This is a genomic window from Autumnicola aciditolerans (assembly GCF_041679265.1).
Lineage (GTDB): Bacteria > Bacteroidota > Bacteroidia > Flavobacteriales > Flavobacteriaceae > Autumnicola.
In genome coordinates this window covers 94,205-118,462 of the sequence record NZ_JBGFSM010000005.1, presented here as the reverse complement: position 1 = coordinate 118,462, position 24,258 = coordinate 94,205, and the positions used below count along the sequence as shown (strand labels likewise).

At 39.1% G+C, this 24,258-nt stretch carries 20 protein-coding genes; 4 read left to right on the top strand and 16 right to left on the bottom strand.

Annotation, left to right across the window (positions count from 1 at the left end; all coding sequences use genetic code 11):
- Positions 1–63 precede the first annotated feature (63 nt).
- The gene (gene ettA, locus AB8M93_RS06690; RefSeq protein ID WP_373056803.1) at positions 64–1,755 is read left to right on the top strand and encodes an energy-dependent translational throttle protein EttA; all 1,692 of its coding nucleotides are present in this window, start codon (positions 64–66) and stop codon (positions 1,753–1,755) included.
- Positions 1,756–1,891: 136 nt separating this feature from the next.
- On the opposite strand, the gene AB8M93_RS06685 is transcribed toward ettA, so the two are convergent.
- Positions 1,892–2,128: a DUF1456 family protein gene (locus tag AB8M93_RS06685; RefSeq protein WP_373056802.1), complete on the bottom strand. Its 237-nt coding sequence runs from the start codon at positions 2,126–2,128 to the stop codon at positions 1,892–1,894.
- A gap of 29 nt (positions 2,129–2,157) precedes the next feature.
- Positions 2,158–3,447, bottom strand: coding sequence for a DUF2254 domain-containing protein (locus tag AB8M93_RS06680; RefSeq protein ID WP_373056801.1), 1,290 nt, complete (start codon positions 3,445–3,447; stop codon positions 2,158–2,160).
- A 205-nt stretch (positions 3,448–3,652) separates the two neighbouring features.
- Between AB8M93_RS06680 and AB8M93_RS06675 the strand changes: the two genes are divergently transcribed.
- Positions 3,653–4,096: an Hsp20/alpha crystallin family protein gene (locus AB8M93_RS06675; RefSeq protein ID WP_373056800.1), complete on the top strand. Its 444-nt coding sequence runs from the start codon at positions 3,653–3,655 to the stop codon at positions 4,094–4,096.
- 52 nt (positions 4,097–4,148) lie between these two features.
- Here AB8M93_RS06675 and AB8M93_RS06670 read toward each other — a convergent pair whose 3' ends face one another.
- The 5 genes from AB8M93_RS06670 to AB8M93_RS06650 form a co-directional block, all read right to left on the bottom strand.
- Positions 4,149–5,375 (bottom strand): hypothetical protein, encoded by a 1,227-nt coding sequence (locus AB8M93_RS06670; RefSeq protein WP_373056799.1) that lies wholly within the window; start codon positions 5,373–5,375, stop codon positions 4,149–4,151.
- A gap of 95 nt (positions 5,376–5,470) precedes the next feature.
- Entirely contained in the window at positions 5,471–7,474 is a 2,004-nt protein-coding gene (uvrB, locus tag AB8M93_RS06665) for an excinuclease ABC subunit UvrB (protein WP_373056798.1), read from the bottom strand.
- Positions 7,475–7,537: 63 nt separating this feature from the next.
- Entirely contained in the window at positions 7,538–10,309 is a 2,772-nt protein-coding gene (locus AB8M93_RS06660; RefSeq protein ID WP_373056797.1) for a T9SS type B sorting domain-containing protein, read from the bottom strand.
- Between the two features lie 25 nt (positions 10,310–10,334).
- A complete protein-coding gene (locus tag AB8M93_RS06655; protein ID WP_373056796.1) occupies positions 10,335–11,171 on the bottom strand; it encodes an ABC transporter permease in 837 nt (278 codons plus the stop codon).
- Positions 11,171–12,076: an ABC transporter ATP-binding protein gene (locus tag AB8M93_RS06650; RefSeq protein WP_373056795.1), complete on the bottom strand. Its 906-nt coding sequence runs from the start codon at positions 12,074–12,076 to the stop codon at positions 11,171–11,173. The genes AB8M93_RS06655 and AB8M93_RS06650 overlap by 1 nt, the downstream gene beginning before the upstream one ends.
- Before the next feature lie 93 nt (positions 12,077–12,169).
- Between AB8M93_RS06650 and AB8M93_RS06645 the strand changes: the two genes are divergently transcribed.
- Positions 12,170–13,234, top strand: coding sequence for a hypothetical protein (locus tag AB8M93_RS06645; protein ID WP_373056794.1), 1,065 nt, complete (start codon positions 12,170–12,172; stop codon positions 13,232–13,234).
- A 210-nt stretch (positions 13,235–13,444) separates the two neighbouring features.
- Here the strand turns inward: AB8M93_RS06645 and AB8M93_RS06640 are convergent, their stop codons facing one another.
- From AB8M93_RS06640 to AB8M93_RS06615, 6 genes are all read right to left on the bottom strand, one after another.
- Positions 13,445–14,503, bottom strand: coding sequence for a nucleoid-associated protein (locus AB8M93_RS06640; protein ID WP_373056793.1), 1,059 nt, complete (start codon positions 14,501–14,503; stop codon positions 13,445–13,447).
- Positions 14,504–14,694: 191 nt separating this feature from the next.
- Positions 14,695–15,195, bottom strand: coding sequence for an IS1096 element passenger TnpR family protein (locus AB8M93_RS06635; protein ID WP_311535490.1), 501 nt, complete (start codon positions 15,193–15,195; stop codon positions 14,695–14,697).
- 24 nt (positions 15,196–15,219) lie between these two features.
- The gene (locus AB8M93_RS06630; RefSeq protein WP_373056792.1) at positions 15,220–16,245 is read right to left on the bottom strand and encodes a COX15/CtaA family protein; all 1,026 of its coding nucleotides are present in this window, start codon (positions 16,243–16,245) and stop codon (positions 15,220–15,222) included.
- Between the two features lie 134 nt (positions 16,246–16,379).
- The gene (locus tag AB8M93_RS06625; RefSeq protein WP_373056791.1) at positions 16,380–17,807 is read right to left on the bottom strand and encodes a CCA tRNA nucleotidyltransferase; all 1,428 of its coding nucleotides are present in this window, start codon (positions 17,805–17,807) and stop codon (positions 16,380–16,382) included.
- 126 nt (positions 17,808–17,933) lie between these two features.
- Positions 17,934–18,506, bottom strand: coding sequence for an L-threonylcarbamoyladenylate synthase (locus AB8M93_RS06620; RefSeq protein WP_373056790.1), 573 nt, complete (start codon positions 18,504–18,506; stop codon positions 17,934–17,936).
- Positions 18,496–19,605, bottom strand: coding sequence for a glycosyltransferase family 4 protein (locus AB8M93_RS06615; RefSeq protein ID WP_373056789.1), 1,110 nt, complete (start codon positions 19,603–19,605; stop codon positions 18,496–18,498). Before AB8M93_RS06615 ends, AB8M93_RS06620 begins: the two co-directional genes overlap by 11 nt.
- A 182-nt stretch (positions 19,606–19,787) precedes the next feature.
- Here AB8M93_RS06615 and AB8M93_RS06610 point away from each other — a divergent pair, with 182 nt between their 5' ends.
- On the top strand, positions 19,788–20,543 hold the full coding sequence (locus tag AB8M93_RS06610; RefSeq protein WP_373056788.1) for a lipopolysaccharide kinase InaA family protein: 756 nt from the start codon (positions 19,788–19,790) through the stop codon (positions 20,541–20,543).
- A gap of 97 nt (positions 20,544–20,640) precedes the next feature.
- Here AB8M93_RS06610 and murB read toward each other — a convergent pair whose 3' ends face one another.
- The 3 genes from murB to AB8M93_RS06595 form a co-directional block, all read right to left on the bottom strand.
- On the bottom strand, positions 20,641–21,501 hold the full coding sequence (gene murB, locus AB8M93_RS06605) for a UDP-N-acetylmuramate dehydrogenase (protein WP_373056787.1): 861 nt from the start codon (positions 21,499–21,501) through the stop codon (positions 20,641–20,643).
- 15 nt (positions 21,502–21,516) lie between these two features.
- Positions 21,517–22,803, bottom strand: coding sequence for a UDP-N-acetylglucosamine 1-carboxyvinyltransferase (locus AB8M93_RS06600; RefSeq protein WP_373056786.1), 1,287 nt, complete (start codon positions 22,801–22,803; stop codon positions 21,517–21,519).
- A gap of 192 nt (positions 22,804–22,995) precedes the next feature.
- Positions 22,996–23,988: a Stealth CR1 domain-containing protein gene (locus tag AB8M93_RS06595; RefSeq protein WP_373056785.1), complete on the bottom strand. Its 993-nt coding sequence runs from the start codon at positions 23,986–23,988 to the stop codon at positions 22,996–22,998.
- Positions 23,989–24,258: the final 270 nt, after the last annotated feature.

The following is a 24,258-nucleotide window of genomic DNA, read 5'->3' as shown; positions in this document are numbered from 1 at the left end:
AATCACCCGGAGAAGGTGAAAAATACTCTTTAGGGAAAACTAACAGCAGAAAATTTTAAAAATATGGCAGATGATAAAAAGGTGATTTTCTCCATGTCCGGAGTCACCAAAACTTATAAAAATGCGAATACGCCGGTTATAAAGAATATCTACCTGAGCTTTTTCTATGGGGCCAAAATAGGGATCCTTGGATTAAATGGTTCAGGAAAATCAACCTTACTAAGGATTATTGCCGGGGAAGACAGCAATTATCAGGGAGATGTGGTTTTCTCTCCAGGTTACAGCATAGGGTACCTGGAACAGGAGCCAAAACTGGACGACGAAAAAACAGTTCTTGAAGTGGTAAAAGAAGGTGTTGGAGAAACTGTTGCGGTTCTGGACGAATACAATAAGATTAATGACATGTTTGGGCTGCCGGAAGTTTATGAAGATGCAGATAAAATGCAGAAGCTTATGGACAAGCAGGCAGAACTTCAGGATAAAATTGACGCCACCAATGCCTGGGAACTGGATACCAAACTGGAAATTGCAATGGACGCTTTGCGTACTCCCGATGCCGATAAGAAAATAGGAGTGCTTTCCGGAGGGGAAAGACGTCGGGTTGCCCTTTGCCGTTTGCTGTTACAGGAGCCTGATATTTTACTTCTGGATGAGCCAACCAACCACCTTGATGCCGAATCGGTACACTGGCTGGAACATCATTTGGCGCAATATAAAGGAACGGTGATCGCGGTTACGCACGACCGTTACTTCCTTGATAATGTTGCGGGCTGGATCCTGGAACTGGACAGGGGAGAAGGAATTCCATGGAAAGGGAATTATTCTTCCTGGCTCGATCAAAAATCTAAACGACTGGCCCAGGAACAGAAACAGGCAAGTAAGCGCCAGAAAACGCTGGAAAGAGAGTTGGAATGGGCCAGGATGAACCCAAAAGGTAGACAGGCGAAGCAAAAAGCGCGTCTAAATAATTATGATAAGCTGCTGAGCCAGGATCAGAAACAGGTGGATGAAAAGCTTGAAATTTACATTCCAAATGGCCCTCGTCTGGGAACAAATGTGATCGAGGCCAAGGGGGTAAGCAAGGCCTTTGGTGATAAACTGCTTTATGAAGATCTTAATTTTAAACTTCCACAAGCAGGAATTGTTGGTGTTATTGGCCCTAACGGTGCCGGTAAGACTACTATTTTTAAGATGATTATGGGTGAAGAGCAGCCGGACAAAGGGAATTTTGAAGTAGGAGAGACCGCCAAGATTGCCTATGTAGATCAGAGCCATTCTGATATTGATCCTGAAAAAACCATCTGGCAAAACTTTAGCGATGAACAGGAACTGGTAATGATGGGCGGACGCCAGGTGAATTCCCGCGCATATATGAGCAGGTTTAACTTTAGCGGAAGTGAGCAAAATAAAAAAGTAAACATGCTTTCAGGAGGGGAGCGCAACAGGCTGCACCTGGCCATGACTTTAAAAGAAGAAGGTAACGTACTGCTTCTGGATGAGCCTTCCAACGACCTTGACGTAAACACCCTGCGTGCCCTGGAAGAAGGTTTGGAGAATTTTGCCGGCTGTGCGGTGGTTATTTCTCACGACCGCTGGTTCCTGGACAGAGTATGTACTCATATTCTCGCTTTTGAAGGCGATTCCCAGGTGTACTTCTTTGAAGGCGGATTCTCAGATTATGAAGAAAATAAGAAAAAACGGCTTGGCGGTGACGTAATGCCGAAGCGTATTAAATACAAGAAACTGGTAAGATAAATTTTATCAGGAAAAAGTAAAAAGGGAGTTGAGCGTGTGGTTCAACTCCCTTTTTTTAATTTTGTCTACAGTCTACAGTCTACAGTCTACAGTCTACAGTCTACAGTCTACAGTCTACAGTCTACAGTCTACAGTCTCATTTCTTTTCAGGCATTGGCCCACGAAGGTGAATAATAAGTCCGTTTAGAAAATTCCGCAGAAACTGGTCTCCACATTCTACATATTTGGGATGATTTTCATTTCTGAAAATTGCGCCAAGTTCACTTTTTGTGACTTTAAAATCAACGAGCGCGCAAATGTTTACAATATCCTCATCACGTAATTTATGAGCTACCCTTAATTTTTTAAAAATATCGTTATTTGTTAATGCCATAGCTACAAAGGTAATTGATACAGGAAGAATTATAGAAATAAATTCAGCTTTTCAGCCATATTATTGGCTTTTTCCACATCTCCTTCATTAGCAATAGCCTCTTTTGCATCTTTAAGTAAATTAGTGGCTTCTTTTTTAATTGTACGCGTATAATTATCATCTTTAGGCTCCTGCTTCAGCAAATAATGGAACATAAGGAGTAATTTTTGCACAAGGATAATATCATGTTTGCAATAGGTGCGGATAGAGGCCATAATATTATACAGCAGTTCTTCAAAAGTAACCACACTCATCTTAATGTAGAGTTTTTTATCTCTTCTAATTACGCTGCTATCCTTTTTTTGCATTCTTAGGGAGAGCAATTCTGTAAGATAATCTATCCCGTTAATTGCCGTTCCCGGGTCATTAATTCCTGGAGACATGGCTTTAACAATAATTTCAGTAATTTGTTTGAAAGCGAGAGTATAGTTATCTGATACTAGTTCTTCCCGGGAAAAATTAAAATTGGAAAGGATAATTTTCACAGTTTTCTCATCTAATCTTTTTTTAGATTTAAAAATGGGAATTCCCTTTAGCACAAAAATTCCTTTAACAGGTAGAATATGTAATAAAGTGTCTTCCTTTTCACAAATATTTACCAGATTGGTAAAAGATACATTCTGAAGATAACCACTGGTTTCGGTATGATACTCATGCCATTTTTCGGAAGTTTCAAAGTTCTCTACTACCTTTTCCTCGTCATCAACAAGTTCTTTAAGGGAAACTTCGGCCGTTTTAAATATACCTTGAAGGATATTGCTAATTTGAATGCTCTGGGAGATATGATGAATAAAGTAAATAAAAGCGTAAATGGAAATCACCGTAAAAATAATTCCTAGCAGCACAGAAAATCCCGGCACCTGGTACTTATTCCCTGTGGGCTGAATAGTAAATAATATAAAGATACAGTATAGAATAGTGAATAGATAGATTCCAAGAATCAGCTGGTGCTTTTTATCTGAAATCAAACCTGGGAGGAGCCGTGGACTATAATTATTGGAAGCCTGGCTAAGCAATAACATTACCATTGAAAAGCTAAATACCACTACAGAAATGAGCCCCGAAATAAATGAACTAAGAATGGTTTTGGCTGTATCACCATTATTTACTACAAGAATGGGCGCGTGATCCACCAAATACCTGGAAATACCCCTGTTCTCCATAAGCATCATGATAATTGCAAAAAGCACCCCGCAAAACGTAAGCAGCGTAGGATAGAAGGCGATCTTACTTTCAATAGTGTTAAAAAAGGATTTGGTTCTGTAGTAGAATTGCTTCATATAGTTTTATGATTTCCTAAATGTAGGCAAATATGCAACAGTTCCGGGAAATTTCTGGAACAAAAGACACTATAAGGAGTATTTAAATGTCATTGTGTCAGTTTTAATTCAAGTATTTTAGTCATATTGTCATAAAATTTAAAATGGAATTTAAATTGCTTTAAGGAATTTGAAAACAAAAAATAATAACTTAAAATATTTCATTATGAGTTTAATAAAAAGAAATGAGGCCAACTGGCTGCCATCGGTTTTTGACGATATGTTTAGAACCGATTGGTTAGGAGGAACTACTAATGTAAACAGTATTGGAACAAGCATTCCTGCGGTAAATATTCATGAAACAGATGATGCTTTTTCTGTTGAAGTAGCCGCTCCGGGAAAAAAGAAAGAAGATTTTAATATTGAGTTAGACAATGATGTCTTAACCATTTCTTCTGAAGAAAAGAAAGAAAATGAAACTTCTGATAACAACGGAAGGTTTACCAGAAAAGAATTTAGCTACAGCACCTTTAAAAGGTCCTTTAGTTTACCAGACTCTGTAGATAGCGGAAAAATTTCTGCCAGCTATAATGAGGGTGTGCTGCAAATTGCTTTACCAAAGCGGGAAGAAGCTAAAGTACAGGCTAAAAGATTGATAGAAATTTCCTAATAAGCTTCAAATTAACCGTCTTAAAAGGCATCCTTTTGCAAGGGTGCCTTTTTTAATTGGGATATTTAAGCAGCATTATCCAACGGTTTCCGGCACTCTGGATCTGGTAATTCTGGCCACCTTTTATAGTGGTAACCTGGGTATTGGTTGCAATATCCAGCAAGTTGTCACTTCCCTGAAAGATGAGGTTTTTTGCTGCTGTCGCTGGCCAGCCTACCAGTGTGATTACCCTGCCCTTATTTTCTGAAGCCTTTGGAATTATAAGTCCGCTAACCTGGTTGTTGATGCGTAAAGTCCCCACTTCCTCTCCAATAGGATAATCCCCAGTAATGGCCTCTGTAGAAACATAATTCACCGCTCCAGGATGTTTCCAGTTTACCTTACCAACTTTATCGGTTACAAGTACCTGATTTTCCAGCCCGCGGCTATCCGGCAATACATACTCTACATCTGGTGTAATACCAATGCCTAATCTTCCTGCAAAATATCCCGCGAAAACATTAGAATTGCTGTCGCCGTAAGCGACACTATAAATTCCGTAAATGTCACCTACACCCTGTACCGTCCCAATTTCTGAATAAAGACCGTAATTTTTACTTCTGGCCCCAAAGGTGCGGCCTACACGGTTAAAGATTCCATAGATGTCATTTGTTCCTGTATTTTGATACGTTTCGTTGAAGATGCCATAATGAATTCCCGTGCCTGTTCCTCCAACATTAGATTTAATGCCATATTTTGTCCCGTTGGTAGCGCTGCGGTTATCATTTACAATTCCATAAGTGGTAAGGTTATCTGTAGCCGAGTTATTATTATCAACTTCCACAGTTTTTTTGATGTTGAGGTCTTTGCCAGAGGGAATAGCGATTTGAAGTTTGGAAGAAATCTGGTCTGTTCCTATACCAATACCACCTTCGCGATACGCCGGATCTATGATATTATTGGGACTTATGGTTGTTCCCGGTTTATAAAAGTTTGAAGCAGCCGAATTGGCGGCCATTGCTTTCCAGCCGGAATCCAGAGCGGACCAGTAGTAAAATCCGGCAGTGAAATTTGGTAGGTCTTTGGAAAGAAAAACCAGCATTCCATTTTGGTCAACGCCGGGATTTGCTGCAGGAAACTTATCAATTCGTGGAATCAAGATTCCATCTATGGGTGCCGGATTTGCCTGGTCTGTAGCAAGTATGTCCAGCTGTGCCTTAGGATCTGTAGTGCCTATTCCTACCTGGGCAAAGATCAAAAATGGGGAAATAATAAAAAGAAATGTAACTAGAATTTTCATAAGTGATTGTTTTTGCAATCACTTTAGCGCATTATGGTTTTGGTGAAATGAATATAGGCTAATAAAATCATTTTAAATCATTTATTTTGAAAGTTTTAAGCTTCATCCTTAATTTTTCCCTGTAGCATCTTTATTTCATCCCTTAATCTTGCAGCTTCCATGAAATCCAGCTCTTTTGCGGCAGCTTCCATGGCCTTTCTTTTTTCACGAACAGCTTTCTCCAGCTGCCCCTTGCTGTAAAATTCGACTTCTTCCTCTGCCGCTTTTAAAGTCTGCGGGCGTTCGTAATCATATACATCTAGTTTTTGTTTTACCAGCGCACTATCCAGCTTTTTAGCCAGTGGAGTAGGGGTGATATTATTTTCCTCATTATAAGCAATCTGTTTTTGCCGGCGATACTCCGTTTCGTCTATGGTTTTCTGCATACTGTCTGTAATTTTATCAGCATATAAAATTGCCTTTCCATCTACGTGCCTTGCCGCTCTCCCTATAGTTTGGGTTAACGAGCGGTTGCTTCTAAGGAAGCCTTCTTTATCTGCATCTATAATAGCAACCAGTGAAACTTCCGGTAAATCCAGCCCTTCCCTTAGTAGATTTACGCCAATAAGCACATCAAATAAACCTTTTCTAAGGTCCTGCATGATTTCCACCCTTTCCAGCGTATCCACATCAGAATGGATGTACCTGCACCTAATGTCAATTCGGGTAAGGTATTTCGTGAGTTCTTCGGCCATTCTTTTAGTAAGGGTGGTCACCAGGATGCGTTCATCTTTTTCAATCCTTATCTGGATTTCTTCAATAAGATCATCTATCTGGTTCTGGCTGGGACGAACTTCAATAATAGGATCAAGTAAACCCGTAGGCCTAATCACCTGCTCCACGTAAATCCCTTCGCTATGCTGAAGCTCGTAATCTGCAGGAGTCGCGCTTACGTAGATCACCTGGTTTTGAAGGGCTTCAAATTCTTCAAATTTCAGCGGGCGGTTATCCATTGCCGCAGGCAGCCGGAAGCCGTAATCCACCAGCGTTTCTTTACGGGAACGGTCACCGCCATACATGGCGTGTACCTGAGGAATGGTAACGTGGCTTTCATCTACCACCATAAGATAATCATCCGGAAAGTAATCCAGCAGGCAGAAAGGGCGGGTGCCGGGTTGCCGGCCGTCAAGATAACGGGAATAATTTTCAATTCCGGAGCAATAGCCCAATTCACGGATCATCTCCAGGTCAAAATTAGTCCTTTCATCAAGGCGTTTTGCTTCAAGGTGTTTCCCAATATCCCTGAAATAATCCACCTGTTTTACCAGGTCATCCTGGATTTGCCGTATTGCGCCCTGCAGCACATCCGGTGAGGTTACAAACATGTTGGCGGGATAAATATTCAGGCGGTCGTATTTTTCAATTACATCATTTGTGCCGGGATCAAAAGCTTCAATTTCTTCAATTTCATCTCCAAAAAAATGAATTCTGAAGGCATTATCGGCATAACTTGGAAAAATATCTACGGTGTCCCCTTTAATCCTGAAATTTCCATGGGTAAATTCAGCCTCTGTCCTGGAATAAAGGCTTTGCACCAGTTTATGCAGCAATTTAGTGCGGGAAATATTCATATCCCTTTCTATGGAAACCACGTTTTTCCTAAATTCAACGGGGTTGCCAATACCATAAAGACAGGAAACCGAAGCCACCACCAGTACATCCCGGCGGCCGCTAAGCAGGGATGAGGTCGTGCTCAACCTGAGTTTTTCAATTTCTTCGTTTATGGATAAATCCTTTTCAATATAAGTTCCCGAAGTGGGAATAAAAGCTTCCGGTTGATAGTAATCATAATAACTCACGAAATACTCCACGGCATTATCAGGAAAAAAATGTTTAAATTCAGAGTACAGCTGAGCGGCAAGCGTTTTATTATGCGCCAGTACAAGTGTGGGTTTTTGAACTTCCTGGATCACATTGGCCACAGAAAAGGTTTTTCCCGAGCCGGTAACCCCAAGTAAAGTCTGGTAGCGGTCATTTCTGCGGATACCGTTCACCAGTTGATCAATTGCCTGCGGCTGGTCTCCCGTAGGTTTGTAATCTGATTCTATTCTGAATTTCATGAGTTTCTTTTTCTAAGCCTCACAAAAATAAGCAATTCCCGTGCCTATTAAAAGTATAGAAGATCAGTTTGCTCTTTTTAGGGTAAAGTGCCCTTTAATTTCCTTTCCGCTGGTAAAACTTATGGCAAACCAGTAATCGTCAGATGGCATGGGATGGCCGTTAAACGTGCCATTCCAGCCTTCGCCTTCAGGATTTAACTGCTTTAGAAGCTGGCCATACCGGTCAAAAATATAAATATTCTTAATATCATATTCAGGATCATCCAAATCAAAAGGCTTCCATTTGTCATTATACCCGTCATTATTAGGGGTGAAAAAAGAGGGATAACCAAAAACGCTGAATTGCTGCTGTTTGGCTACGCAGCCATCTTCACTTTGTACAAAAACCATATGTGTGCCGCCGGGGACATTTCTAAAAACAGGAGAGGACTGGAAAGAGCCGTTTTGATCATCCAGGGCATACAGTAATTCAGCATCCTCAAGATCAGTGTTTATTGTTACCAGGCTGGTAGCACCATTGTTATCAATATCAATAGTTGTAATTTCTGGTGCTGCTCTTTCTTCAACAGAATATTCTACAGTTCTGTCGCAGCCAGCCAGTGTATTAGTAACAGTAAGGGTATAAATACCAGCCTGGTTAACCATTATGGAATTTGAGGTTTCCCCGGTGCTCCATTCGAAAGAATAATTTCCGGGGTTAGGTAAAATTATTTCAGAGCCTAATTCTACCGGGAATTCAGAATTACAAACCTGCAGGAAATTTTGCGGGGGAATATCCGGAAATTCCACCACCTGAAGTTCTAGGGTACCAAAACCGTAACAAACTCCCTGTGCATTCGCCCTGATATTTAAAGTGGTGGCATTAGAAATATAAGTTTCAGGAAGAGGATCTTCCCCTAAAATGGCGTCGTTCTCTGTGGTATGGAAGCTTAACTCCACATTTTGCGGTAAGCCAAGGTCATTTCTAATATCATTTTCTATTGTACCAAGATCAAATTGGGCTTCTCCATTATCAATTTCACAACCTACTGCAATTCCGCCTCCAATAGGAGTTCCCGGACTAGTTTCCAGTTTTACCCGGGTAATCCCTGAGCATTCAGCATCATAACCTGTTACCTTAGCAATAAGAACCTGGTTAGGAGTGGTGTTGCGATAAATATCCGGCAATCCATTTTGATTAAGGTTATCTAAATTGGCGCTCTGCAGATCTTCATAAAAAAGCACCCGAAGATTATTGTTGCTGCCGGTAATATAATCCCGGGCCAGCTGCAGGTTAAAATCTGCCAGTCCATCATTAGGGTTATTATCCAAAACATCACACTGTGTCACGGTATATTCATCAATATTTTGATCTACTCCAATAATTGTAATTTCCTTGCATACAGGATCCTGGGGAATGTTATTGGTGAACCTGGAAAGAATGACGGTATAGGTGCCGGGAGCATCGTAAATATGGGTGGCATTTTCAGCAGAAGAAGAGGTGCCGTCGCCAAAATCCCATGCTACACTGTCGTAGTCCTTATCTCCTTCAATAGTAAAAGTGGTGAGGTCCCCCAGGCAGAAGTTTTCAGCATCAAAATTATTGTTGAACAGGGACTGCACAAAAGGTGGCAGCCCAAGCTTTACATTATTTGGAGAAACATCAATGGAATTATGGTCATAATCTACATTGGCAGCTGCATTTTCAGGATTATTTATAACTGAAAGAAAATTATGGCTTAAATATCCCCCGCCATCGGTAGGGTAACCTGCTCGGTAAATCTTTCCGTCAATGGCTAACTGCAGGGCGCCGGCCACGTTTCGGGAAGAGTGTACTACTGCTTCAGAATTGGGTATATCAGGACTTTCAAGATCATACTGTAGCAACTGGCTTCTTTGCAGGACATCATCTTCTCCATACACATTGATGGTAGCATAAAGTTTGGAAGAGGATGGGGAGAATTCCACTCCGTAGGGATAGGTACGGTCTTTTAATAAAGTTTCATTACTTACTTTTCCCGTAACATCATCAAAGTCGTAAAGAAAAATTTTACCATTCTTTTTGCTGCCGTTTTGAGCTCCGGGATTTTGAAGAGAAGTGGCGGTATAGGCGGCAGCAATCTTCTTGCCGTCCGGAGAGATCTTCAGGTAACCTGCTGCCGCAACATTCATATCTTCCTGGGTAATAATTGGTGGGAAATTATTGGAAATAACCGAAACCACAGGTGAAGTATTTACTCCGGCCGGAGTTACCTTAAAAGCATAAAATTTATTCATGAATTGCGTTACCACCCAGTAAGACATGCAGTCACCTCCAATTACTGCGGAAATTTTTTCTGAACTTTTGTATTCATTCTCAAGAGGATCAGATGGAGTATAAGTGAGAAGATGGATATTCTTTTTATTCTGAATAATAGCACCACGCCCGCTGTATAGAGACATGTCCACTTCAGAATAATTCACGCCCTCAATAGGATCCTGTGGTGTTAAATAGTAATCTGGTTTATCTATGGTAAAAATATAGTAATGGCCGGGATTGCGAGGCCTTGGAACTACAATTGCAGACTGGGTGCTGGAAACGTCTCCTTTTAAATTATTCCCATTGCGCATAATATCATGATTGCGATCATACACTGTAGACCCATCGGTATAAAACAGCAAATTTCCGTTCTTATCTGAAATGGAAGCGGAGCCTTCCACTGTTTGTATCTGCCCGTTGTATAAAGGAACAGGAGCCCCGGAAGTAAATGACAGCCCGGCATGGTCTCCAAAGTACCAGACGGCAGCCTCTTCCTGTGCTGTAGCTTTTTGCAAAAACAGGCAAAAGATGATTATAAGGTGAATTTTAGTTTTCATATCCAGGGAAATACCACCCAAGATATTATAAATCCCGCTTTTGTAACAATTTGTAAGAAAGAAAAACAAAAATAGCTGTCCAGATAATCACAATGAGCAGCTGATACCAGTGAACGCCATAATCTTTTTCGAAAGCAGAACCTATCTGGCTGGCAGCGGCTTGTACTGCATTAAGCCTTGTAATAGGTTCTTTAATGAGGTTTGCCATACTTTCCAGTGGGAAGAATCTGGCAATCTGGTCTGCAGTATCGCTGTCGCGGAAAATTTTCCATTTAAGAACTCCGTAAACAATACTTTCCAGGATCCACCAAATAAAAAGAAAACCCAGGGCGAAAGCCGAACGTTTTACAAGGATTCCCAGGAACATACAAAATGCAAAGAATCCGGTTAGCTTCACAAAATAACCTACCAGGTATTCCAAATCTGAAAAAATAATGGAAAATTCGGTATAATCTGAAAAAGAAAGGCCCAGCAACAGGGAAACTATAAACAGAAATAAGGTAGAAACAGTTGCAAATGCTATGACCGTTAAAAACTTGGAAAGCACGAATTCCTTCTTGCTAAGCCCGTCTATTAGGTTTTGCTTCAGGGTACGGTTGCTGTATTCATTAGACATCATGGAAACAATCACAATGGCCAGGAATAACTTCAGCATTGCCGCGATGTAACTGTTAAAATGCCAGATAAACGGAAAGTTAAAAATCCCCTGGTCTGCCACTCTAAAATTCATATCGCCTATAGGAAATTCAATGGAAGCGATTAGAGCTATAAATGTAATCAGGATAAAATAGGTGAGCGTAAGTACTTTTGCCGATCTGCTGTATCGTAGTTTATGAAATTCTATATTTAAGAGTCGTAACATCAGGCGTTATTTGTTTGGTTAGTTAATTGCAGGAACTGTTCTTCCAGGCTTTCTTTTCGTTTTACCAGATAGGATAAAAAGAGTCCTTTTTCAAACAAATATTTATTGATTTCTTCAGCATCTAAAGGATCTTTTAAAATAGCAGTTACAAGATCTTCTTTGGCTGTAACCTTGCCTATACCCGGATGTGCTTTTAGCATTTCGCATAACAAGGCAGTATCTTTAGCCTTCATTTCCAAAAAGCCGTGGCTGGCATTAATTCCGTCAACAGGCCCGGTATAGAGTTTAACTCCTTTTCTTATAATAACCACGTGAGAACACACTTTTTCTACTTCATCTAAGAGGTGCGAGGCCAGCAAAATCGTTGTTCCCGTGGATGCTATTTTTCTTATAATTTCGCGAATCTGATGAATTCCCTGTGGGTCAAGGCCGTTGGTGGGCTCATCTAAAATAAGAATTTCAGGATCATTAAGCAGGGCAGAGGCAATAGCCAGCCGTTGCTTCATTCCCAGGGAATAGGTCCTGAACTTGCTGTTTTTTCTGTCCAGCAAGCCTACAATTTCCAGTTTTTCCTCAATTTTTTCACTGGGCACATCCTTTATTTTACAAACGAGCTTCAGGTTTTGAGTAGCCGTCATATAAGGGTAAAAGTTGGGGTGCTCTATTATTGCGCCCACTTTTTTTAAGGCTTGGTGCGTGGATTCCTTACCGTTAAACCATTGAAAATCGCCGCTGGTTTTATTTACCACGTTAAGAACCATACCCAGTGTGGTGGATTTTCCGCTTCCGTTAGGGCCTAAAATACCGTAAACATTCCCCTTTTCTATACTGAAGGACAAATTGTCTACCGCCGTAAGGGACCCGTATTTTTTGGTAAGATTGTTTATGCTGAGAATTGTTTCCAAAATTGAAGAAATGTTTTGAATATGACGAGTAAACCGCGTGTTTGTTACAATTTTAGCCTTAGAAACTGTATTTTTGGCTAAAACCGATAGAAAATGCAGCAGAAATTAATGTCAAAAAAGAAGCCTTCCTTTCCTATAAATGAACGCTTCAACAGGTATTTGGCAAAATACAACCGTAATACCATGATCCCGGTTTTTTATGAAGATTTGCTCAGGTTTTCGGGTTCCATAGTAGTTTATGACCAGCATGAAGAAGACACCTTCTGGGTGCGCTGCTATTATCCCGATCATGAACGTACCGAAATTGACAATAGTTTAAAGAAGGTTTACACTATTTTACATTCGGACGGAAGTGATGATTCCCTGGAGTTTCTAAATATTGATGCGATAGATTACTGCACGTTTGGAAACTCAAAACCCTTCAGGATAAAAGTGCGGAATATCCTGAATGATAGTTTTACCTATTTTTATGTAAAAAAGGCCGATGCTTCCAGGATCTACGGGCTTGAATTTGAGCATTTGCTTTCCCCACACCGTATCAACTTTCTGGTTTATAAAGAAACCTTAATTGAAGAGCATATTGCAGGAATTCCCGGGGACGTGTTTATAGATGACCATCTTCCTGCCTGCGATAACCGGGCGCAAACACAAATTGCAAAACAGTTTGTGAAATTTAATGAACGCTGTACCGTGCGACTGCTTGGCGATATGCGTTCCTATAATTACGTGGTTATTCCTACCCACGATTTTGACCACGTGGAATACCAGATACGGGCCATAGATTTTGATCAGCAATGTTATGAAGGAGATTTAAAGGTCTACCGGCCCCAGTTTTTTAAAGAAAATTATAAAATGGTAAAACTGGTTTCAGAAAAGCTGCAAGAATCTTCTATTGAGCAGTACAGGAAAGAAGAACGTTCCCTGCTTGCAAAGCGTATCATTAATACCAAGAGCAGGTATAAGGAACTTATCAGGTGTATGATTAACGATCATGTTTCTACCGGAGAAAATGTAAAAAAACTCCGGCAGGATCTTTATAAATATACCACAGATATGAAGTTTAAAAGCGCCAGTACCATGGGGCAAATTTTAAGGACCGCCCTGGATTTTGTGAAGCGCAATTATGAAGATGTAAATATGAAGCGTCTGTTGAGCTAGTAACCACTCCGGCCTTCAGCCACGCCTTCTTAAAAATTAGGGGGGTGTTATGTTGAATTTTAAATGGAAAATTTTCTCATCAGTTATTTGAACTTTGCACACTCTGAACTTTAAAACCTTTGACCACTTTTCAGACAAGTCATTCAAGGGGTTTAGATAGTAGGGGAGCTTCTTTATTTTCTATTGTCCATTGTTAATTATCAATTGATATCAGCTTTTCTCCTCTTTATTAAAGTACACCAGGTAGTAATACATCTGTTTCTCCTCATCCCAGCCTTTTTCTACAAATTTTTCAGCAGATTCAGGGTTTACGAAGTCCATTTTAATCTGGATATTGGTGTCCAGGTTTATCACGTTTTTGATCTTCTTTCTGGCGGCGGTAACCGCAGTGTTCGCGATGGGAAAATCTGATAAATCCTCTATCTTGTATTTCGGGGCTTTTTCAACCTTGTAGTTCTGGAATTCCGGCAACAGTTGCGGATTATCGATTACAGAGTTAAGGAAATTGCTTTCTTCAAATTTGTCATTTTTAGCGAAGTAGTCCATGCTCCGGTTCATAAACATGACTTCTTCTTTTTTATCTTCCGCAGGAAGAACTACATCTTTAGCAAAATTCTTACAGAAGTTGAGGTAGTTTTTGGTGTTAAAGTTTTCATCAGCCAGTACATCTACCCCCAGGAAATTTTCCAGCCAGTATTTAGTATCGTACCGGTTGGAATCTACCGAAAGGATCTTGTAACCTTCCGCCCGGTTTTTGTTAAAAATAAGTGCTCCCTTGTCCAGTTTGTTCAGGTTTATTCCCTGCTGCACGATCATATCCAGCACGCTTCCTTTTTCTTCAAACTGAAGAAAATCATGCTTTAATTCAGATTTAAAGATGCCAATGGCAGGCATTTTTTCATTGTCCAGCTGCATGTTTTCAAAGTAAACCAGATAAACTTCCCCGCTTTTAATGTGCGGGTGGGAAGACTGCTCAAATAAGAGGGTGGTAATTTTTTTGGAAACTTCATGGATCTGCCCCGGATCGTCAAAAATGGCATTGGCAAAATTGAAGAGCTCGTTAAATTCCAGATCGGCTTCGTGAATAAAGTGATAATAATTTTCTTCTTTTTCGCGGAAGGACTTCAGGAAAAATTCTTTGATAAGCGGTTTAATTTCGTCTTCAAGGTTATAAGGACTTGCAGAAAGAAAAATTCCTTCGTTCCTGCTCTTGTTTCCCACACGGTGGATGGAAAGCGATTCAATTTGGGCATTAAAAAGGTTGATCATTAAAAGTCGAAAGGTTAAAAGTTATAAGTGAAAAATTAAGGCTGTAATTTAAAAAAAGGTTCAGAGAATTTGTTGAAAACTTCAATTAACAAACGGGTTTTCATTTTCTGCCAAACACAAATTGTGAATGTTTTTGAAAATTTTAGATGAAAACTATAAAGCTGCGTATAAATGCTGGAAAGGGCTTATGGCTAATTCCAGTTTTCATCAAAAGAGAGGTTGTCGTAATCGTCAATGTCAAAATCATCATCAAAATCGGCACTTCCTTCTTCCTCTTCAGCAACAAACTCTTTTTCCGGGGCATTGGCAGGAATCTGTCCGTGTACAAACATCAGGTTTGGGTAGTCTATAGTGTCTTCCGGTTCGGCAATTTCAGCTAACTCCACTAAAAAAGTCCACATATTAAAGAAATCGTAAACATAGATCAATCTGGTGTCGTCTTCAGAAAGTATACTATCCAGGCTGGTTTCGTTCATAAGGCGAACTTCCCCGCCCATGTCAAACTGAGAAAATTCTTCTCCCTGGTTCCAGTCTTCATCACTTGCATAAAAAGAAGCCATCTCTGTACCATCAAAACCAAAAGATTGTACGATGGTATTGTGGAGGTCTTCCAGGGTGCTGTCCTGCAGCAGCTCTATGTCTCTAAAAACGTCTTCCTCTGCATCAAGAATCACTCTAAATCTATAAACCATAGCTGTAAATTTTAGGTCGCAAAGTTACGAACTTTTGTAGTTTTTAGGGGCATGAAGGCATTCCATTAACATATAGAACTGTACTCCAAAAAACAGCGATGCAATAACCAGGTGCAAAGGCTGACTGAGGTAAGGAAAGTGGAAATTGAACATGGCTATACCGGTGGCGATCTCGCACAGGATCAAAAAGACAATCCAGTTAATTTTAGAAAAATTTAAACCGAATTTCCTGTTTTGCCACCACAGCAACAGGTTAACCAGCAGCACCAGCAGAGAAAAAGAACGATGGAAATAGAAGGTGAAATTGGGATTTTGCAGCCATAAATCTTCTGTGCCATACCCCAGCAATCTTACCTGTTCATCTACATAATGCCTCACCTGCGTACCAATTGCCACCTGCACCAGGGTGAGAAGTATAGCAAAAATGAGCAGATTCTTAAAACTTTTTTTGCTGAAGTGTTCCCGTTGCTTTTCAGAAGAAATATAAATGAGATAAAGCAAAATAGCCACTATGAGCAATGCCATGAGCATGTGAATGGTGATTTTGGCAGGAGCAAGTACCGAATATACTACTGTTGCGCCCAGCCATGCCTGGAATCCCATCAGAAAAACCGTTAACCAGGAAAAAAGGGTAATTCTCTTGCGGAATTTCCATTTTGTAATAGAAAGAATGGCCATAATTAAAACAGCCAGCCCAGCCAGTGCCCCGGCCAGCCTGTTGATATATTCCACCCAAGTGTGCGTGGGGTTAAAAATGGCATAATCATGTTTTATGTAATTTTCCCAGTCTTTGGGGTTGTATGCTTCAGAAGAGGTGAAGTCTGATGCTGCCACTTTAAGGTTTTCATTCACAATAATTACCTGCCCTTCCTGGTAAACTTTATTCGGTTGAAATAAAAGTTCAGATTCTTCAGTAGGCGGGATGTAGTATCCAAAGCATTTTGGCCAGTCCGGGCAGCCCATGCCAGAACCCGTCATTCTTACCACCGCCCCGGCAATTATGACTAAATAGACCAGGATTAGCGATATTTTTACAGATTTTCGATACACTTTTTAAAGATATTTAGATGTGGGACTGCCGTCCTTACAAATGTTTGGCGGGAATATTATATTATGGCTGATATTTTTCTAAACTTTATTCAGCATTCAGCATTCAGCATTCAGCATTCAGCATTTACTATTCATTATTCACTACTTACCGGCTTTAAACCAAGTTTTTCGCCTTTTTTCAGCATAAAATTTTTAGCAGCTTCATATTGATTTGGAATTTCCCCTTCCAGAATTGCTTCTTTTATGGCATCCTTAATAAGGCCAACCTCCCGTGACGGCTTTAGCGCAAAAGTTTCCATAATTTCTTCCCCGCTAACCGGTGGTTGAAAATTACGAATATGGTCCCGCTCTTCCACTTCCTTTATCTTTTGCCTTACAATTTTGAAGTTATTGTGGTACCTATTAAAACGCCTTGGGTTCTTGGTGGTGATATCTGCTTCGCAGAGTGTCATCAAATCTTCAATATTATCACCGGCATCAAAAACAAGCCGCCGCACGGCAGAGTCGGTGGTATTATCATCTACAATAGCAATGGGGCGGGAGCTCATCAATACCATTTTCTGCACAAACTTCATCTTATCATTTAACGGCAACCTCATGCGTTTAAATAATTTAAATACCATTTTTGCCCCAACAAATTCATGCCCATGAAAGGTCCAGCCTATTTTTTTATGGAACTTTTTTGTGGGTGCTTTTCCTATATCATGTAAAAGGGCAGCCCAGCGCAGCCAGAGATCATCAGTATTTTCAGCAATATTATCTACCACTTCAAGAGTGTGCCAGAAATTGTCTTTATGGCGTTGCCCTTCAATTTCATCTATTCCTTCCAGAGCAGTAAGTTCTGGCAAAATTAATTTTAAAAGTCCGGTTTTATGGAGCAGTGCAAAGCCTATGGAGGGTTTCTCTGAAAGCAGAATTTTATTTAGTTCTTCTACAATGCGCTCTTTGGAAATGATCTTAATCCTTTTCCGGTTTTCCCTAATCGCATCCAGGGAAGTTTTTTCAATCTTAAAATTGAGTTGTGTGGCAAAACGTATGGCGCGAAGCATGCGCAGGGGATCATCAGAATAAGTGACATCTGGATCAAGCGGCGTCCTGATTATTTGAGATTTTAAATCTTCGAGGCCGTTGAAGGGGTCTAAAAGCGCTCCAAAATTTTCCTTTTCCAGGCTAAGGGCCAGTGCATTGATAGTAAAGTCACGCCGGTTCTGGTCATCTTCCAGAGAGCCGTCTTCCACGATTGGATTCCTGCTGTTTTCGCGGTAACTTTCTTTGCGGGCGCCAACAAATTCAATTTCCATATTAAAAGCGCGTAGCATGGCAGTGCCATAATTTTTAAAGATCTGAACTTTTGGGGTGTGTGGTAAGATTTCAGAAACCTTTTTGGCAAGTTCTATACCGCTGCCCACGGCAACCACATCAATGTCTTTAGGATCTCCGCGCTTTAAAAGATGGTCCCGAACAAAACCCCCTATAACGTAGGATTCGAGGTGGAGTTCCTGCGATGCCCGGGAAATAACTTTGAAAATTTTATGGTGTAAGGCTTCTTTATAATTTTGCACTGTTTTTCTTTTTCAAACTCTGATTAGGCCTTTGGTCAACATCCAACTTATCCTAAATACCCAAACCAATTATTGCTGTAACAATTGCTAACTTTGGTATTCAACTGTTAACTTGTAGCAGAAAAATTATTTTCTTACTACTTTAACCTTTCCATCATTGCTTAACTTAATAATTGCTGAGGGTTTGGCAGATTTTTTTGACTGCTGCAAATTTACTACATAGTCCACACCTTTTAAAATTTCAGGAGTTATTTGGGAATAGGATTCAGGAGTTTTCTCTCCACTGATATTTGCCGAAGTAGAGACCAGGGGCCTCCTGAACCTTCTTATCAATTCCTTGCAAAACGGGTCTTTAGTAACTCTTATAGCAAGGGAATTATCTTCAGCGATCAGATTTTCTGCCACACGAATGGGATCATCATAAATAATAGTGGTAGGTTTGGCGGCATACTTGAGTATATCGTAAGCAACTTCAGGGATATTTTCTATGTACTCGTTCAGCATTTTAAAGTCTGAAACCATACAAATTAGCGCTTTGGATTCACTTCTTTTTTTAAGAGCAAAAACCTTGTCTATGGCATCGGGATTTGTAGCATCGCAACCAATTCCCCAAACCGTATCTGTGGGATAGAGAATGGTACCGCCGCGTTTTAGAACCTGTATGGTTTCCTGTATTTCAATTTTAAAGTTATCTTTCATTTAATACCTCTTTATATACTTCCAGGGTTTCCCTGGCCATTTGTTTGGTAGTGAATTTTTTAAGTAGCTTATCATAAGCTTTTTCCGTGAATTTTTTTGCACTTTCTTTATTTGCTAAAATGAAGAGGATGTTTTTTGCAATTTCTTCCGGATTAAAAGCTTCAGCTAAAAGGCCACTTTCTTTATGCTGCACAATTTCGGGAATTCCTCCCACATTTGTGGACACAATGGGAATTTTGTAGTAGGCCGCTTCATATAAAACATTGGGCAGGCCTTCGCTTTGAGAGGTAAGGGTTAAAACCTTAAAAGCAGGTAAAAGGGAAGAGGCATCGGCTATAAAGCCGTAGAAGCGAAAATACTCTTCCAGGTTGAGCTCCTTCAGTTTTTTCTGCAACCCGGAAGTTTCTCTGCCAAAATTACCAATCTGGACAAAATATATATCTTTGCGCCTCTCATTATAAATGAGGTGGAAAGCAGTTTCCAGGAATGTTTCAAGATTTTTAGGCCATGTATGGTTGCCAATATTACCAATAACTGTTTTGCCTTTAGGAATTTGCAGTTTTTCTCTTATTTTCAAAAAACTTAATCTCTCCTGTTCCTGTTTGGGCCGGAATCCATGATAAATTTGCTTCAGTTTAAATTCTTCAGCATTACCCGCCATCACTCTTCTGCTTTCTTCAGAAACACATAAAATTCGCCTTATTTTGGGGTAATTGTATTTATATAGAGTACTTTTTCTCTGCCTGATGGGAAAAGAGGTTTTTTTGCTGAATATGAAAGGCGGAAGATTATAAAATTTATCTGCGACAATGGCCAGTGCCAGGGCCTTTGGATCATGAATGTGAATAAGATCTATCCCTTCTTTCCTGCAAATCTGAATGATTTTAAAAGCATACCTTAAGTCGAAATTGGTAAAAACCCGGGCAGTAGTATGCCTGATATTTTTTTCTTTTAGGCGCTGCTCAAGAATATCGCCTTTTCTGCAAAGAATAATAGTTCTTACTTCAGGATGATTATCAGCCAACTCAAGGCAGAGGTTTTCCAGATGTTTCTCCCCGCCGCCCCAGTTTCTTACCGCTGATAAATGAAGGATTTTCATGAGGTCTTTCTCTATTTGGTTGAAGCAATGGTTATATTTGCCAAATATCGTAAACCTAAGTTTTTGATTAGGCATTATTTATTGCGATCGCAAAAATAGTAATTTACACTGCGAAACTTTGTTCTTATGCCAGGCTAATTCCGCAGTCGGGATTGTTCCAAAAACTTTAATTTGATAAGTTGATGAAGATATTCACTTCTAAATATCATGAGTTACCTAAAGAGGATATTGAAGAAATTCTGTTGAATTTCAACTCGGTAGGCCAATCTTTTTTTGCTGGCAAGAAACATCGCAGAAATCATATAAAAGTGGTTGAAAAAGATGGAAAAAATTTCAATATTAAATCTTTTAAAAGGCCCAATTTCATCAACAGGTACGTATATGTGTACTTTAGAGAATCTAAAGCTGAACGTTCGTTTAAATTTGCAGAGGAACTTATTAATAAAGGAATAGGTACCCCTAAACCTGTTGCTTTTGCAGAGGAGACCAGTAAAGGCGCCCTTACAGAAAGCTTTTATGTGAGTGAGCATTTAGGTTACGATTTAACCTTTAGGGATTTAGATCTAAGCATACCCGGGCACAAAGATATCCTTTGCGCTTTTACCCGGTTCACCTTCAAGTTACATGAAAACAATATCGAATTTTTAGATCATAGTCCGGGGAATACATTAATTCAGCTTAATGATGGCAATTACCAGTTCTACCTGGTAGATTTAAACAGAATGAAATTTAAACCGCTTAACTTCACGGAGCGGATGAAAAATTTTGCCCGATTAACTTCAGATATGGAAAAGTTTAAGATTATGGCTAAAGAATATGCGGCGCTTATTGGAAAACCCGAAACTGAAGTTTTTGAGAAAATGTGGCAATACAATCAAAATTTTTTTAACAGGCGACATAAAAAGGAGATGTTGAAGAAAAAGCTTAGGAGTAAATAACTAGATATATAGAATTAATGGAGCGTCATGTGCCCTAGTGCAATTTTCTACATACAAACGGTATTGCCCGTCATTTTTGTGGAAAGTAATTCTAAACTTAGATTATTCGTTGTTCCACCTCTAATTTGACCTTGTAATTTTCCCAAACCTTTGCCTGAATAACATTAATTAACGCTATAATATCCTGGCCAGAAGCGTTGCATTTATTAACAATAAACCCTGCATGTTTTTCTGAGACTTGTGCACCACCTATTGATAATCCTTTAAGGCCCAATTCTTCTATCATAGTTCCAACATAATATCCCTCAGGCCTCTTAAATACACTTCCGGCATTTGGAGAATCTTTTGGTTGTTTTGCCCATCGGCTTTCTTTGATCCTCTCCATGTCCTGTTGAATTTTATTAGGATCTCCGTTTTGTAAGCGCAACCATACTTTCAGGATAATTTTATCTAAATTTTTCTGAAAAAAGCTATTGCGGTATTCAAACCCAATCTGCGCATTCAAAAATTCCTTTATTTGTAAATCTTCGAGATCTAAATAGCGCACCTTTATTAATACATCCTTGATTTCAATACCACTGGCTCCTGCATTCATTACAACAGCCCCTCCTAAAGAACTGGGTATGTCATAAAATATTTCTAGACCCATAAGAGCATTAGCCTTTGCCAGTTCACTGAGGGATTTCATATCTAACCCAGCTTCTGCTTCTATAATTGTTTCATCGATAAGGTTGGTCCTGGAAAAAGCCGGACCTATTATAATAAAATCTTCTTCATAAAATGGTTTTGACAGAATAACGTTAAAACCTCCTCCCAAGATAACTTTTTTTCTATCGGCATAATTCTTATAGATTGTTACAAAATCTTCTTCAGTTTCCGGGAAAAATGCTCTTCTACATCGTGATGCTACTCTGTAACTGTTATACAGTTTAAGGTCCTGATCATTAGTGATTATCATTGATTGTTCTTTAAATTAACCTTCAATATTTATTTCAACCCCTAATTTTTGCAATTTTTCCTGCAGATTATTATAACCTCTAAGAGCCATTTCTACCTTCTTGATGGTAGATTCACCTTCGGCGAGTAAAGCTCCTAACACCAAGGCCATGCTTCCTCTTAAATCTGTAGAAACGACCGTCGAACTAACAGGCAGCGTATTTTTGCTACCCCTAGTAGTAATCTTACCTGTTTCCCATTCAACTTTGCCTGGATACATTTTAATTAATTCTTCACAGTATTTTAATCTTTTCGGATACCGGTAATCAAATATTCTACTAATTCCATCTGCATGTAATCCTAAAAGCACATAAAATGGCTGCATATCAGATATAATACCAGGGTGAGTTCCTGTGGCTAATTCAAAGGGTTGTATAGCCCCGTTAATTAAGCAGTTAGGTGAAATATGGATATTCCTGCTATTTCTATAAAAATCGATTCCTGCTTCCTTGAGGTGCCGTAGTGGTATCTCCATCGTATTAAAGGGGACATCTTCTATAGTGATATCACCTTTGGATAACACTCCATACACAATCCAGGTAAGGGCTTCAATTCTATCGGGCATCACCTGGAATATGGACCCTTGTAAATACTTTTTTCCAGTAACCTCTACAAAACTATTTCCAATTACTTTAATTTTCACTCCGAGAGTTCTCAGAAATTTGATGAGGTCTTCTACCTCTGGCGAGATATAAGCATTTTTAATTATTGTTGTTCCTTCAGCTATTGAAGAACAAATTAATGCACTTTCAGTACCACCTATCGTTGTGATAGGAAAATCAATTTCACCTGCCGTAAGACCATTTTTGGCACTAACTTCAATGTAGTCCTGTTTTTCGACTACTGTTGCACCCAATCGTTCCCAAACCATTATATGAAGGTCATAGCCCCTATCGCCAATCTTGCAACCTCCAGGGTAAGGTACTTTTGCATTACCTGATTTTTTTAACAATCCAGGTACTAAAAGATAAGTGGTTCGGATTGGATAGTTATAATCAGTAAGTAGCCTATCTTCCAAATGAGTAGGATCAACAAAAACAGTTTCCTCTGCCCTGTTTACCTCTATCCGTCCACCGCATGCTCTTATAAAATCGAATTTGTGGTTTGCATCCACAAGTTCAGTAGGAAAATTTTCTAGTCTCACCTCCTCATCCGCGATAAGGGATGCAGCTAATAACCGGGTAGCGGAGTTCTTTGCACCACTCACCTTAACTTTACCCTTGGGTATTTGTTTTCCTTTAATTATTGCAGTGAGATTCTCCATTTAAATTTTAATTCTTTTCAAAAATTATACAATTATTAATGCTGTTCTAATTACTATAGCAAAAGTCCTAAATAGTTTGCTACCTATTTCTTTTCTATTACTTTCAGCCAAAGTAAGGGATTAGGATCTTAGGCGAGAACCTTTAGGTTATTTGTATTAAATATATAATATCTACTTTATGATCAGAAAATCTTAGTTTTTACTTAATCTTTTATTAATCCAATTTAATATATAGTCTAATGTTTCATCATTTGCCATATCCAAACTTTGAAAGGTGATAAAGAGTTTATTCTGATCTTTTTTAAACCATTTCAACTTTAACCTGGTTAGACGTAAATTCTTATACGATCTAAAGTAGGTCAACTGTGGATAATTTCGGTAATGATAAGTATTGTTTTTGATTTCTAAATGCTCAGATAAGGAAGAAATAAGAAACTGATTTTTATTTCTAAACCTGTACTGTATATTATTTCTAAGTAAAGTAGGATCTTTTTTGAAGAAGTTTATTAGAGTTGACTTTCTTACACTAACAGGAGTGTGAAAACGCCTTACATATTTATCCATTTGTACCAATTTGGCACTATTTTGCTGGCGTTTTTTAAAGCTAATTTTGTCATTTTTTACAGGAATATTCAAATAGGTCAAAACCTTACGGTAGATTTTTCTTAATGGTCTGTTTTCATTGAAAAGTTGCCATTTACCTCTAATAATTGGCTCTCCATTAATAAAAAAATCATTGACTGATACTTCTTTCATTACAAAAAAATCATCATTAAAAATAATAAAGTGCTCTGATAAATTTGGGATTTTAAAGAGCATCGATATAATGGAGCAGGAGTTGAAGGTGGGCAGGTATTCTTCAAATCCCCTAAAAATAACTTTATGATCAACCAGTTCCAGGTTTACACCATTTTCTTGAGCTAAGGATTTAAGGGAAGCGAAGGATTGGGGCTTTTGATTATCGGTTACCAGGTAAATATTTTTAATAAAAGGAGCAAATTTAATTATAGATCTAATGGCAATGTTAATTTCTCCAATGGAATTGTAGCGTTTAAGATGATTTTCAGAAGAGAAATTTATTTTAGAATCAGAATAAGCATTTATCTTTTTTTGCCAGTTTTTATCGTTTCCATTCACCCAGGTGATAACGGCATCAACTTGAATATTTTCTACAGGTTCTGTCATTCAACAATACTTTAATCTGGGAATTCAGATTTTAATTTGGATTATTTATATGTAAAATAAGAAATTTAATAGGTTTTTATCTAAACCGACACTTTTATACTCGCCCAGGTCATTATTTTGTACAGGTTTGTTATTCTTGCTTTTCTATAGTTGAAACGGCTAAAATCCAAGGCACACCAAAAGTTGAAATTTTGAAATTGAATGACACAAGAAGTCTGTAACAGTGTAAAATGTTAAAATCATTTCTATGTGCGAATCGGCGGAATCTCA

Bases quoted from the DNA above. Each gene is read 5' to 3' on its own strand.
- ettA (WP_373056803.1), top strand. From the start codon at position 64: ATGGCAGATGATAAAAAGGTGATTTTCTCCATGTCCGGAGTCACCAAA.
- AB8M93_RS06685 (WP_373056802.1), bottom strand. From the start codon at position 2,128: ATGGCATTAACAAATAACGATATTTTTAAAAAATTAAGGGTAGCTCAT.
- AB8M93_RS06680 (WP_373056801.1), bottom strand. From the start codon at position 3,447: ATGAAGCAATTCTACTACAGAACCAAATCCTTTTTTAACACTATTGAA.
- AB8M93_RS06675 (WP_373056800.1), top strand. From the start codon at position 3,653: ATGAGTTTAATAAAAAGAAATGAGGCCAACTGGCTGCCATCGGTTTTT.
- AB8M93_RS06670 (WP_373056799.1), bottom strand. From the start codon at position 5,375: ATGAAAATTCTAGTTACATTTCTTTTTATTATTTCCCCATTTTTGATC.
- uvrB (WP_373056798.1), bottom strand. From the start codon at position 7,474: ATGAAATTCAGAATAGAATCAGATTACAAACCTACGGGAGACCAGCCG.
- AB8M93_RS06660 (WP_373056797.1), bottom strand. From the start codon at position 10,309: ATGAAAACTAAAATTCACCTTATAATCATCTTTTGCCTGTTTTTGCAA.
- AB8M93_RS06655 (WP_373056796.1), bottom strand. From the start codon at position 11,171: ATGTTACGACTCTTAAATATAGAATTTCATAAACTACGATACAGCAGA.
- AB8M93_RS06645 (WP_373056794.1), top strand. From the start codon at position 12,170: ATGCAGCAGAAATTAATGTCAAAAAAGAAGCCTTCCTTTCCTATAAAT.
- AB8M93_RS06640 (WP_373056793.1), bottom strand. From the start codon at position 14,503: ATGATCAACCTTTTTAATGCCCAAATTGAATCGCTTTCCATCCACCGT.
- AB8M93_RS06635 (WP_311535490.1), bottom strand. From the start codon at position 15,195: ATGGTTTATAGATTTAGAGTGATTCTTGATGCAGAGGAAGACGTTTTT.
- AB8M93_RS06620 (WP_373056790.1), bottom strand. From the start codon at position 18,506: ATGAAAGATAACTTTAAAATTGAAATACAGGAAACCATACAGGTTCTA.
- AB8M93_RS06615 (WP_373056789.1), bottom strand. From the start codon at position 19,605: ATGAAAATCCTTCATTTATCAGCGGTAAGAAACTGGGGCGGCGGGGAG.
- AB8M93_RS06610 (WP_373056788.1), top strand. From the start codon at position 19,788: ATGAAGATATTCACTTCTAAATATCATGAGTTACCTAAAGAGGATATT.
- murB (WP_373056787.1), bottom strand. From the start codon at position 21,501: ATGATAATCACTAATGATCAGGACCTTAAACTGTATAACAGTTACAGA.
- AB8M93_RS06600 (WP_373056786.1), bottom strand. From the start codon at position 22,803: ATGGAGAATCTCACTGCAATAATTAAAGGAAAACAAATACCCAAGGGT.
- AB8M93_RS06595 (WP_373056785.1), bottom strand. From the start codon at position 23,988: ATGACAGAACCTGTAGAAAATATTCAAGTTGATGCCGTTATCACCTGG.